This is a genomic window from Bacteroidota bacterium, assembly GCA_016706255.1.
In the GTDB taxonomy this organism is placed as follows: Bacteria; Bacteroidota; Bacteroidia; order Chitinophagales; family BACL12; genus UBA7236.
The window spans coordinates 834512-846318 of record JADJJZ010000029.1 but is presented as its reverse complement, the minus strand read 5'-3'; the positions used below and the strand labels follow the sequence as shown (position 1 = coordinate 846318).

The 11807-nt window shown below is 33.6% G+C and carries 14 protein-coding genes; 10 read left to right on the top strand and 4 right to left on the bottom strand.

All coding sequences use genetic code 11. The annotated features are described in order from the left end of the window. Nucleotides 1-11 precede the first annotated feature (11 nt). The 4 genes from IPI65_21625 to IPI65_21610 all read right to left on the bottom strand — a co-directional run bounded on the left by IPI65_21625 (nucleotide 12) and on the right by IPI65_21610 (nucleotide 4775). The gene (locus tag IPI65_21625; protein ID MBK7444031.1) at nucleotides 12-440 is read right to left on the bottom strand and encodes a response regulator; all 429 of its coding nucleotides are present in this window, start codon (nucleotides 438-440) and stop codon (nucleotides 12-14) included. A 470-nt stretch (nucleotides 441-910) separates the two neighbouring features. Continuing rightward, nucleotides 911-1738 carry an HAD family hydrolase gene (locus IPI65_21620; GenBank protein ID MBK7444030.1) on the bottom strand — a complete coding sequence of 276 codons (828 nt, stop codon included), beginning with the start codon at nucleotides 1736-1738 and terminating at the stop codon, nucleotides 911-913. Between the two features lie 905 nt (nucleotides 1739-2643). After that, nucleotides 2644-3867 carry an S-adenosylmethionine:tRNA ribosyltransferase-isomerase gene (locus IPI65_21615; GenBank protein ID MBK7444029.1) on the bottom strand — a complete coding sequence of 408 codons (1224 nt, stop codon included), beginning with the start codon at nucleotides 3865-3867 and terminating at the stop codon, nucleotides 2644-2646. Between the two features lie 113 nt (nucleotides 3868-3980). After that, nucleotides 3981-4775, bottom strand: a complete 795-nt coding sequence (locus IPI65_21610) for an outer membrane beta-barrel protein (GenBank protein ID MBK7444028.1) — start codon at nucleotides 4773-4775, stop codon at nucleotides 3981-3983. A 693-nt stretch (nucleotides 4776-5468) separates the two neighbouring features. Here IPI65_21610 and IPI65_21605 point away from each other — a divergent pair. From IPI65_21605 to IPI65_21560, 10 genes are all read left to right on the top strand, one after another. Further along, nucleotides 5469-5846: a hypothetical protein gene (locus IPI65_21605; protein ID MBK7444027.1), complete on the top strand. Its 378-nt coding sequence runs from the start codon at nucleotides 5469-5471 to the stop codon at nucleotides 5844-5846. An 80-nt stretch (nucleotides 5847-5926) separates the two neighbouring features. Further along, entirely contained in the window at nucleotides 5927-6613 is a 687-nt protein-coding gene (locus tag IPI65_21600; protein MBK7444026.1) for a hypothetical protein, read from the top strand. A 65-nt stretch (nucleotides 6614-6678) separates the two neighbouring features. Beyond that, the gene (locus IPI65_21595; protein MBK7444025.1) at nucleotides 6679-7173 is read left to right on the top strand and encodes an HBL/NHE enterotoxin family protein; all 495 of its coding nucleotides are present in this window, start codon (nucleotides 6679-6681) and stop codon (nucleotides 7171-7173) included. A 143-nt stretch (nucleotides 7174-7316) separates the two neighbouring features. Next, nucleotides 7317-7799 (top strand): hypothetical protein, encoded by a 483-nt coding sequence (locus IPI65_21590; GenBank protein MBK7444024.1) that lies wholly within the window; start codon nucleotides 7317-7319, stop codon nucleotides 7797-7799. Nucleotides 7800-7805: 6 nt separating this feature from the next. Next, entirely contained in the window at nucleotides 7806-8081 is a 276-nt protein-coding gene (locus tag IPI65_21585; GenBank protein ID MBK7444023.1) for a hypothetical protein, read from the top strand. Nucleotides 8082-8250: 169 nt separating this feature from the next. Next, nucleotides 8251-8829, top strand: a complete 579-nt coding sequence (locus tag IPI65_21580) for a hypothetical protein (protein ID MBK7444022.1) — start codon at nucleotides 8251-8253, stop codon at nucleotides 8827-8829. 114 nt (nucleotides 8830-8943) lie between these two features. Then, on the top strand, nucleotides 8944-9714 hold the full coding sequence (locus IPI65_21575; GenBank protein ID MBK7444021.1) for a metallophosphoesterase: 771 nt from the start codon (nucleotides 8944-8946) through the stop codon (nucleotides 9712-9714). Continuing rightward, complete coding sequence (locus tag IPI65_21570; protein MBK7444020.1) at nucleotides 9696-10130, top strand: hypothetical protein; 435 nt, start codon at nucleotides 9696-9698, stop codon at nucleotides 10128-10130. The genes IPI65_21575 and IPI65_21570 overlap by 19 nt, the downstream gene beginning before the upstream one ends. 89 nt (nucleotides 10131-10219) lie before the next feature. Further along, nucleotides 10220-10651 (top strand): hypothetical protein, encoded by a 432-nt coding sequence (locus IPI65_21565; GenBank protein MBK7444019.1) that lies wholly within the window; start codon nucleotides 10220-10222, stop codon nucleotides 10649-10651. A 5-nt stretch (nucleotides 10652-10656) separates the two neighbouring features. Then, nucleotides 10657-11619: an IS3 family transposase gene (locus tag IPI65_21560; GenBank protein ID MBK7444018.1), complete on the top strand. Its 963-nt coding sequence runs from the start codon at nucleotides 10657-10659 to the stop codon at nucleotides 11617-11619. The last annotated feature ends 188 nt before the right edge of the window (nucleotides 11620-11807 follow it).

Below are 11807 nucleotides of genomic sequence, written 5' to 3'. Positions count from 1 at the left end.
CAGATGTAATTTCAGAATACCTCAATTATTTGTTGTTGGTGTTCATCAGGGCCTAATTGTGTAAAATGTAATACCTTTTCCAGTGCTTTTTTCAATAATTCAAATGAACGTGGTTTACATACAAAATAGTTTGCACCTAATGAAAATGTTTTTTCAATCGCCATTTTATTGTTGGTAGTTGAAAAAATTACTACCATGATATCTTTTAATTTTTCATTATTGCGAATTTCATTTAAACATTCGTAGCCGTTTTTGCGCGGCATATTTAAATCAATAAACACCGCATCAGGTGGAGGGGGGACAGTTTCATCCAGTGTCGACATCAATTCGACTCCATCTTTCGAGATGATAAGATGTGTTTTAATGTTCAATTCCTGCAAAGCGTCCTCAAATAATTCGCAGTCGTCGGAATCATCATCAGCGAGGATAATTTTTTTCATGTTTTTAAATTTTAATTTAAAAAAAATGGTTTTACTACTTTACACTGAATGAAAAATAATAAACTAATACACTATTGATAAATTTGAGCAAATACTTTAATGCAACAACGCGTGTTTACATTTGGGGGTTTTGCTACTAATGAATTGGCAGATATTCAGTATGAATGAATTTGCCGGGAATTATTTCGGATGTTTAATACAACAGTCGCTTAAAACTCGAAGGAAAAACCAATGTAAATTTACTACTACGTAGGTTTTAAATAAGTATGAATTGCCGGATTCAAGCTGCAATTCTGAATACAATTTCTTTGAGTTCTGCAACTATTCATAGTTGGATATGCCACCTTTTTATTGAAAATTTCAAATGATAAATAAAGATAAATCATGTTTTTTGATTTTGCAAATAGCCATGTAAAATTCCGGAATACTTAACACTTGTTGTTGTGCTCCCAAATAAGAAACCGGAGTTATTACAAAAAGACATGGTTCTTGAGGGCTACTACCACGCCATCTTCCGTGTTTTGTAGTGTTATTTCATCTGCTACAGCTTTTAATGTCGATTTTGCATTTGCGACGGCAATGCCCAGCCCGGCAGTTTTTAACAAATCAAGGTCGTTTTCATTGTCACCAAAGGCTATAACCCTGTTGATTCCGAAATTATATTCCTTTTGCAAAATCAGCTGTAAGGCATTAGCTTTTGAAGTTTCTGAGGGTGCAATTTCCAGGTGCTCAGGTTCAGAAAGGTATAATACCAGTTCAGCGGAATAATTTTTGGCAAAAAAGTCATATAAACCTTTTACGCCTTTCTTTTCACCCTTACACATAATTTTATGTGCTCCCGGATGTCCGGTCTTTTTCCAAAGGTTAATTACGTCATCGTGGCTCATAATTTCCGGTATAACATCGGTATTTTTTATTTCTGTTTTTGTCCACTTATCCATTTCAGGTACATACCAATTATCATTGGAAAATAAACCCAAATGTAAGTCGGTATTTTTTATGTAGTTGACAAATATTTCGCACAACCATGTATCAATATATTTAGAAAATAGCTCATGAACAGTCCCATCTTCACTTGTGCGGATAACATAGCTGCCATTATAACAAATTATAGGTGCAGTTTCAATATTTAACTCCTGCTGGAAACTACGAATTGCACGTGGCATGCGCGCGGAGGCTAAAATGATTTTCAATTCGGGATCTAATTTTTTAAATGTATTTTTTGTTACAGTTGATATTTTTCGATCATCATCTAAAAGTGTTTCATCAAGGTCGGTACAAATTGCTAAATACTTCATTTCAAATACTATTTCTACAGTTGTTTGCCCGAAAAGTACTAAAACCCAACTCAATTCCATACAAGTTGCCCAAAAACCAAATAATTTTGTAAATAATAATTAAAATTATATAAATCGATAAACAATACTTCACTTCACAAGTTAAACTTCAACACGTAAGAATATTCACTTTATAACTAGTTCAAAATTTCCCTCATTAAATGCGGCAAAATGGGAACTATCCATATACTTTATCCAGATCCATCACAAGCCTTGTAAAGGCGAAAGAATGGTAACAAACAAACACTTGGTATATTTATATTAACCAGCTCTGTAAGAGCGAAAGAATGGTAAAAAAAATCAACCACATCTTCACTTCAGCTCTGTAGGAGCGACAGAATGGTTCTGATGAAGAAAATAGAATTGACAAATTCGCTGTTCAATTTAATTTCACCAATTAAACAGCCGAAACCACGGAGCCCACAGAGAAACAGCCCACAGAGAAACACGGAGAATTTTGAGGGCGATTGTAATATTATTTTTATTTAACAAATTTGTGAAAGGTGTTGTTTTTTTTTTTTTTTTTTTTTTTTTTTTTTTTTTTTTTTTTTTTTTTTTTTTTTTTTTTTTTTCTAATTAATACCTATTTATTTTTTTTTTTTTTCTTTTTCTCCCCTCCCCTTCTTTTTATTATTTTTTTTCCTATTTTATTTTTAATAATAATTATATATTTTTATTTATTTTTATATAAATACTAAAATATATTTAAAAAAAAAAAAAAAAAATATCCTCTTTATTATCCTCCCCCCCTCCCCCCCCCCCAAAAAAACCCCCCCCAACAAAAAAATATTCCCAAAAAAAAAATAATTAATTCTGTCAAAATGATAAACGAATTTCTTCTTGCATTTAGCCTCCGGCCACAACCACTACACCCTAAACAACAAACTACCATCCCCATAACTCAAAAAGCGATAATCATTTTCCAATGCATAACGATAAATATCCTGCCATTTATTACCAACCACGGCTGCAATTAACAACAATAAGGTAGATGCAGGCTGATGAAAATTTGTAATCAATGCACTGATAATTTTTAATTTGTAGCTGTCCACAATCAGAATTTGTGTTTTGCAGATTATTTTATTCGTATTATTTTGTTGCAACCATTGTAATAACGCATTTAGTCCCGCAATTGCATCAACATCTTGGGGTAACGCATATACTTCCCATTGTTTTATTGGTATTTCATCGATGGAAATATTTGGATGAGCAAGTGCTTTTACACCCATCCAATAAAGCGATTCAATAGTTCGTAATGAAGTGGTGCCGACAGCAATAACCGTATTATTTGTTGGTTTAGCAATTTGCTGAATAATTTTTTCTATCAAAACCTTATCTACCTCTATCCATTCCGCATGCATTTCATGATCTTCGATTGTTTCTCCCTTAACCGGTTTAAATGTGCCTGCGCCAACATGCAGTGTGATATATTCTGTATGAATATTTTTCGATTTTAGTTGTGCAAAAACATCTTCCGTAAAATGTAATCCTGCTGTAGGTGCTGCCACCGAACCTTTTTGATCTGCATATACGGTTTGATATCTTGTCGTGTCAATTATTTCATCCTTACGTTTCAAATAATTCGGAATTGGCATTGCACCAAATTGTTCCAAAATTCCCGCGAACGATAAATTTTCAGGTTGCCAGTTAAATTTAATAATAAAACCATTATTTGTTTTTTCCACTAATGTTGCAAATAATGTAAAATTATCGGTCTGTAAGCTGATGGTTGTTTCTTTCCATTTTGCTAACCTGCCGACTAAACATTTGTACAATACCGACCCTTGTTGCATCATGGCGTTAGCAATTTCGGTATTGTCGTTGGCGGGTTCCAGACAAAATAGTTCCACTTTAGCGCCGGAGGAAGTCGTAAAAATTAATCGCGCCGGAATTACTTTCGAATTATTAAAAATCAGCAACGATTGTTCCGGAATATATTGATATAAATTGCGATATGTTTCATCCGTAATTTCCCCGTTGCGATACACCAACAATTTACTCGCATCTCTTTCCTGCAAAGGGTATTGTGCGATTTTGCTTTCGGGCAAATCGTAGGTGAAATCCTTCATATCAACATGTGGTGGGCGCATTTGTTGGTGTCCTAAAAATTGATTCTGCAAATAACGGTAATAATATGCGTTTTTGGAAATATCACGAAGGGGAGGAGGATTAAACCGACTAATACTAATCTGACAACTATGAACTAAATATCAGTTATTATAGGGATATGTATACCTATAAATAATGTAAGTAAGGTTGGCGACACACTACCCTGATAAACGATTTCACCTGAAGTTGTTTTAACTGTATTTATAATATTAAGAGTACTATAAGGAATTAGTTGATATACTAGCGTAGCATTAAAATTTATATTTTTTGAATCAAATAAATTATCTACTTCAACACCTATTCGCAGATTTGCATTGGGCGCAAAGGGAGGATATGTGGCATATAATGTTGAATCAAAACTGCTACCGCTTGCATAATTACCACCACTAAAATATATTGATTCACTATAACCATGAATAAATAATAAGTCTGCACCAAATGTTGTATAAATATCACCCTTAAAATGATTTACGTTTAGTTGATATTTTACCAATAAAGGAATTTTTATTGCAAAACACCCCACAGAAATACCTTCTACTTCATTTTCTGTATTACCGGTAAAATTTGTATGATAAAATGCGTATTTATTAAAATTAAATCCTAATCCAGTTGATAACCATGTTTTTTTATTTAATACCTGTTGATACAACAACTCAGTTGAAACTCCTAAATGTGGTGAAAAAGCATAAAAATATTTTTTATCAAAATCAGATGAAGCACCTGGCAAAGTAGTTGAAACGCCCGGACTAAAAGAAAAAACCAAAGCATTTTCCGGATTTTGCGCTTTGATTATTGAATGGGTAAACATTAATAAGGTAGTAACTACAACCACATATCTGATTGATTTAAACGAAAAGTATATAAATTTCTTTTTATCCAATAATGGCATGTATAATGTAACGATTTTATCTAATTGTTATTATACAATCTAGTCACTAATGAATATTATTTTCGGAACTCAGCATCCTCTCGCCAACACAATTGGCACCGACTTTCTCCATCACTTTCCGGAGCACCAGCGTGGTCGTATACGGCCAGTAGATTAGTGATTCGGGTTAGTTTATAATCCCAATTAGTGATGGTTATTAAAGAAAATCATACCCGATGAAAATATACCTTGAATAGCTTGAACTGCATGGTGTTTTGCCTGCATATAAATTACCGGTTAAGAACATTATTGCATATTATTTATTATAATATGTATTAACAGATGACTGTATAGTAAGTACACTACTATAACGAACATACAAACACTTTAAAAGTTTCTCAAAATTGTCACAAAAGTTATAATATTATTTCAATTTAGTAATTGATTTATGGCCTTATACATGTTATAAACCCAATTATTATAGTATTTGACTTTAAACTATTCTGATTAATCTTGTCACAATGTTTTGGAATTTGATTTAACAAGGGTTTTCCACTACGGATAGAAGGGTTTTCATTCAGAAAATGCATTAAATGAATTTAATTATGCTGGAATTAATTTGGTAATTTTTAAAAAGGTTTACTAACTTGTTTTTGATTTAAATTATTAAAACACACAATCTTATTTTTTAACCCAAATCAAAACCATTTACGTATGAGATTAACATTAGGTGGATTAGCCGCTGTACCAGGGGCTGTAACTCCTTATACCCCGGACCAAATTAAAGAATATGCATTAGCTATGTATAAAATCACGGCTTACCACAAGGCCCTGGATAGCGTGAACCTGCCTTATCTTGCAGAACCTACCGATGCATATACTAAATTTAGTGAAGACTATTTTCCATATATAAAAGCACATGCGCAAATTTGGTTAACCAGTATATTACCTATGTATAGTTCGATTCCGATTTCAATTCAAACCTTTTATAATAATATGCAAATTATGGAAGCGCCATTGAAATCTATTATCAATTCATTGATAAGTAATCCAACTGATGCCAATAATTTAGCTAAATTTAAAAGCAAATAGGAAGTATTCGAGGATCCATTATTTCTAATGCAAAAACGGTTGACTTTATAGAAACTGTTTTAGACAAATTTGCAACCGATATGGCTACAGACCTCACAACTTTAACAAACGCGGTTTCTGAAATGACCAAATTGGCGAGTACTGATCAGGACCTGGTTAATTCTTTAAATGCTGAGATTGCAAAATTAAAGTCCGAACTCAAAAAATGGGAAATTACGGTTGCCGCAATGGTGGGTGTTGGTGTCACAGGTGGCGTTATTGCTAAAATTGGTGTTTCACTATTAAATGCTGATCCGGCAAGTAAGGTGCTTGGTGGTATTGCCCTTGCACTAGGTTTGCTTTTAACTGCCGGCTCTGTTATTACGACTATTGTGGCTAATTCGAATATCAGACAAATTCAAGATAATATTTTTGATGATCAAAAAAATCTAGGTCCTCTTGATGCTGATATTACAAGTATTAACATGATTACTTCTTCACTGCAAACTGCAATTGATGACAATAAAATTGCTTCAGGTGTAATGGACAACATCAAGAGCCTTTGGACCCTGGTTGATCAGGAACTAGATCAACTACAAATTGAACTAGATGATATTATTAACCTCGCTTCAACCCCCACATCTCAAAATTTCACGCAGGTTTTAAATGATTTTGAACTCGCTATGCAATATTGGGATGATTTAAACACAGTTGCCCAAGATATCGATATGATTAATATTACATACGACGAGGAATTATATATTATTCCCAAAACTGCAACTGCATAATTTCGGATAAATTAGATTTATTAACTCAAATTTTATTAAAACATGTTACTTACCATAAAAAAGCAGTGTTACAAATTTTTACAACTCAATTTAACGATTATGTAAATAATCTTTTAGCTATCACCGCTTATCATCATGCTATAGAAAACTTAATTTGGCCAACTCTGCAATTTCAATCAGCGGATGGGACTGATAGTTACAAAAATGCCAGAACTAAATATAACGATTATATTTCGAATCAGGCTGTCGATCTTCGAACCCATGCGCAAGAATGGATTAATTCAGTGTTACCATTACTTATGTCATCACCTACCGTAATTAGTTATTTTAATAACATTTTTGAATCGGAAATTGATTCTATAAATTCAAGCCTTGAGGCACTTATAGCAGACCCAACTGATAAGTTAGAAAAACAACAATTGGTAAACGTATTATCGGCGCTTCAAAAAAGTCTGGATCAAAAAGAAAAAGTATTTACAAACAAGGATGAAAATAACCCCGGAATCATCGAAGTTTTGACTAATTTTATAATACTTTCAGCAACGACATTAACCTATTGAATGCCGAGTAGTTGCAATAAATAATATGACCGTGCAGACAAAACAATGCTAACTACATTAATGAAAGCATTTCAACTGTAGATAAAGAGATAGATAACCTCAACAGTCAGATTACTGCTAATGCTATTGGAATTGGTGGTTCTGTGTTTGTTACAGTTATTGCTGTAGCTTTTCTTCCTGAATCGGCCTTATTTGTTCTTGGTGGTCTTGCGGGAGTTGCAGCTTTTGCTGTTATGCTGGCTAAAGATAAAGCACAATTACTTGCCGATACCGGCAAACTCAAAATCCTTCATGATCAGGCCACGCAGATTAATAAGGATATAATAAATCTCAATACAATTAGCGCAGTTGTATCAACTGTCGAAAGCAAATACCAAACAGCACTAAAAGCACTTACAGAAACACAATCCATGTGGAATGATATTAATAACGAATTAATTGAAATTATTGATACAATTAATGCTTCAATGACAAAAGTTGGAAGCGCTGATCCTGATTATGCAACTATACAATCGAATATTGTTGCTGCTAATACAGAATGGAATACGCTAGTTCAACAACTCAATTTAATAATTAATTTAAATATTAATTATGAACAAAAGGTTCAATTGTTAAATCCAAATTAACACTTCATGTCTAATATTTATTCTGTCGATTTACAAGCATTTGTATCGATGTATGCTCAGGTATCAAAATTTTATTATGGTATGTGGTCAACCGGTATACCTGTATCTATTTCCCCACAATCCAGCACAGCTTGGGTTGATGTGAATACAACAGTCAACATTTGGCGAGATGATTATAGATCTGAATTTGTTAATTTTTTTAAATCAATCGTTGATAATTGGAACAACAGCATCGTGAATGGGTTTCTTCCTAACTATGTATCTACGAAAATGCATTCCTAAAAGATACCACATCTAAACCAAACCTTGATTCGCTAATTGGAGCCGTATCTGTATTAGATAAAATTTTGGTTCATTTAGTCAAACTGCAACGGATTTCATTGTTAAATTCGACGAAATAAGTGGAAACCTGCCCGACCCCGGTTTAATACCACCAGGAAGCATTTATCAAATGTTTGGGGATGTAAAAGATGCAGTTGATCAATGTACAGATCAATTTAATGCTTCATTAATTACAAACAAAACTCCACTTATTTTAGGGTTAGTAACAATAAACGTTCAAACTTCAGCAGGTTTATTGCCACTCAATTGCGGAGTAGTGGGTTCACCTGCTAATATTGCTTCAGCTGTTGCAAATGATACAAATATTGCTGCCAAACTGAAAACCCTAAATAACCTTTGTAGCCAGGCGCTTTTGACAGATCCAACTGATGTGTATGATTGGGTTCGTTGCTTTTATCTTCACGGTTTAAGTACGCCATTGGGTGAACCTCTGGGCGATTTAATTTTAAGTATTCGAACACCATTAGCACTAATTATGGATGCTATTGAAAATACATCAAAAAATATTTCCAATATTCATATTGCACTGGTCAATTATCGCGACAAACAAATTAGTTTTGATTTCATAAATGACCTGAATATTGCCGAAATGTTAACGGATAAAACCTGGCAAACATTATTAAGTTATTCACAATACATACTCGGTTTGCGAATTCAATACGATTCAAACGCAGTTACAATTTCATAAACTATTAATTAATTTATTATGCAACACGCTAAATTTATTTTATTATTATTTACTATATCTTTTTTTGTATCCTGTGGTAAAACCAACCAAAAAAATACAAGGCAAATTCAGTCAATGGGAGTAGTAGCAAACAAGCCCTATTTCATCTTATTTTCTGATGTGCATTTAAATAGTCTGCGCACCGATTCTGACTATGGATTTGATACCGGAACCAAATTGTTTGACGCTGCAATGCAAAGCATTTACGATTTAATGGTTTCTTCAAACCCACCACAATTTGTATTGTTTACCGGCGATCTCCCTGCTCATTTATCAATTACAAGTAATATTTGTGCGCATACTAAACCAATAAATGCGGGAGGACTTGTGCAACATGAACGCAACGATAGTATCGTATTAAATACTTTTTATTCAAAATTTAAATCAACCGGCATCCCATTTCTTTACTTGCCGGGTAATAACGATGGACTCAATGGTGATTACTATCCATTTACCGGCCCGGGTAAAAAAAATCCACTTGGTTTATTGCCTAACAATTCGGTAAGTTATCCAACTTTGAACTTAGATATGGACACAACAAAAAGCAGCTTTATTGTGAATATTGACAACATTGATCAGGGTTACTATAGTGTTGAAATAGGAGGTGGACTAAGAATAATTGCGCTTAATTCAATTATGTTTTGCCCGGATTATCAATTGGCTGATAATTTAACCAAAGAATTGAATCGCAAAGAACAAATGGACTGGTTGAGCGCCCAATTAAAAAATGCACGAACCGATAATAAAAAAGTAATAATTGGAATGCATATACCACCAGGAATAGATGCTCATAGTAGTTCAGCAATGTGGGATAGTTCTACTCAGAATTGGGAAACCGTTTTTTAGGCATCGTTCAGGAATATCAGCAGGAAATTACTAATCTTTTTTATAGCCATACACATATGGATGAATTTAGAAGACTATATGATACACTCGGCACTAAAGTTACTGAAATAGCATATTCATCTCCCGGAATTAGTCCCGTTCATTGTAACAATCCGGGTTATAAGGTAGTATATTATGACGCAACAAATTATGTAGTGGAAGATATGATTACCCATTATACAATTCCTGATACAAATATGTGGTTGGACTCTACCTATAGCTGGAAATCGGAATTTAATATTTCTGCGACACAAACACTACAAACGATATTACAAAATAGTAATTTAAACAATTTGCTACCACCTGCCGAAAAAATTTACACAGTTTTTAATAATCAAGGGAGCGATAAAATAAGAAAAGGTATAGAAGTTAAATAACGCCGTAACATACCATTGCCATGTAAATCAATTCCGGTATTTAATTTGTGACTTGTCCTAAAATAGGTTTACACCAAAAAGTGTAAAAAATGGACGAAAAAATCATTCCAAAAGAACGTAAGCATTTTACGCATGCCGAAAAACACATGATAATTCATGAGTTACTTTCAACGAATATTACAAAGACAGCGATTTGGAAAAAGTACACAGGGCAACAACAGGAGCATGGGCATATTACTCGTTGGATGAAAAACTTAGGCTACGATGCTGGAAATATAGTCAGAAAGCCTAACATTGTAACAGATTTATATCCAATGAAACAACGGAAACGAAAGGCTGATAATCCGGAAAATGTTAGTGAAGAATCTATAGAGACCTTACAATTAAAGCAGCGAATCGCAGAGTTGGAAAGGCAATTAAAAGAAGCTGAGCTAAAAGCGACAGCCTTCTCTACAATGGTAGATATTGCAGAAAAGGAGTTTAAAATTCCAATAAGAAAAAAGCTCAATACCAAACCATAGAAGCCATGAAAAGTAAATTTTCACACATAGGATTAGCCAAGTTATGTGAGTGGTTTGGTATTACCAGACAGGCTTATTATCAACACAACTGGGATGAAATTTCAACCAACCTGGAAGAAGAATTGGTAATACAACGCGTAATTGAAATACGTAAAAAGCATCGTGTAATGGGTACTCGAAAACTGTATGAAATGCTACAACCATTTCTAATAGAACATCAAATAAAAATGGGTAGAGATGCATTATTCGATATGCTTGCGGCAAATTATTTATTGGTAAGAAAACGGAAGCGACGAATACAAACTACCAACTCATCTCACTGGTTGAGAAAGTATCCCAACCTCATTCGTGCCTTTGTTCCCAAAGCACCAAATCAGCTTTGGGTAAGCGACCTTACCTACTGGAAAATAAGTTCAGGGGAACATCTTTACATTAGTTTTATTACAGATGCTTACTCACATAAAATTGTAGGTTATCAGGTAGCTGAAACAATGGATGCCATTGAAAGTATACAAGCCTTAAAAATGGCACTCTCTACATTGACGACTGATACCCACTTAAATCTCATCCATCACAGTGATAGAGGGATACAGTATTGCAGCTACGCTTATGTAAAGCTATTGCAGGACAACGGTATAAAAATAAGCATGACTGAAAATGGTGATCCATTAGAAAATGCCGTTGCTGAACGAATAAATGGAATCATCAAGGGGGAATACTTAGAAACCTACAACATAGATAACATAAAGGATGCAAAGGCTTTGCTTATTAATGTTGTAGACCTTTACAACAATGAAAGACCGCACATGAGCATCAGTAACTTCACACCAAACTGTATTCATCATTCATTAAATAATATTAAAACAGATAGATTATGGAAGAATTATTACCGAAAAAAAAACTATAATTGTAAATCAGGAGCAGGACTAACAATGAAATGTAAACCTATAACAGGATTAATTAGTTAAACTGTAAACTTATTTTAGGACGAGTCATACCATTCTTTCGCTCTTACAGAGCTGGTTTTTGTTTAGATTTTTCAAATTATGAAATTAAGCGCATTTACAAATTCTGCGCATTATCATCGAACTTCAACAAAAAAAATGCATACTTTGATATGTAATAGTTTATTGTCAAATTTAAGCTGTATTTTCAA

Bases quoted from the DNA above. Each gene is read 5' to 3' on its own strand.
- IPI65_21585 (MBK7444023.1), top strand. From the start codon at position 7,806: ATGTCTAATATTTATTCTGTCGATTTACAAGCATTTGTATCGATGTAT.
- IPI65_21560 (MBK7444018.1), top strand. From the start codon at position 10,657: ATGAAAAGTAAATTTTCACACATAGGATTAGCCAAGTTATGTGAGTGG.
- IPI65_21610 (MBK7444028.1), bottom strand. From the start codon at position 4,775: ATGCCATTATTGGATAAAAAGAAATTTATATACTTTTCGTTTAAATCA.
- IPI65_21605 (MBK7444027.1), top strand. From the start codon at position 5,469: ATGAGATTAACATTAGGTGGATTAGCCGCTGTACCAGGGGCTGTAACT.
- IPI65_21620 (MBK7444030.1), bottom strand. From the start codon at position 1,738: ATGAAGTATTTAGCAATTTGTACCGACCTTGATGAAACACTTTTAGAT.
- IPI65_21600 (MBK7444026.1), top strand. From the start codon at position 5,927: ATGGCTACAGACCTCACAACTTTAACAAACGCGGTTTCTGAAATGACC.
- IPI65_21615 (MBK7444029.1), bottom strand. From the start codon at position 3,867: ATGCGCCCACCACATGTTGATATGAAGGATTTCACCTACGATTTGCCC.
- IPI65_21625 (MBK7444031.1), bottom strand. From the start codon at position 440: ATGAAAAAAATTATCCTCGCTGATGATGATTCCGACGACTGCGAATTA.
- IPI65_21575 (MBK7444021.1), top strand. From the start codon at position 8,944: ATGGGAGTAGTAGCAAACAAGCCCTATTTCATCTTATTTTCTGATGTG.
- IPI65_21565 (MBK7444019.1), top strand. From the start codon at position 10,220: ATGGACGAAAAAATCATTCCAAAAGAACGTAAGCATTTTACGCATGCC.
- IPI65_21580 (MBK7444022.1), top strand. From the start codon at position 8,251: ATGTTTGGGGATGTAAAAGATGCAGTTGATCAATGTACAGATCAATTT.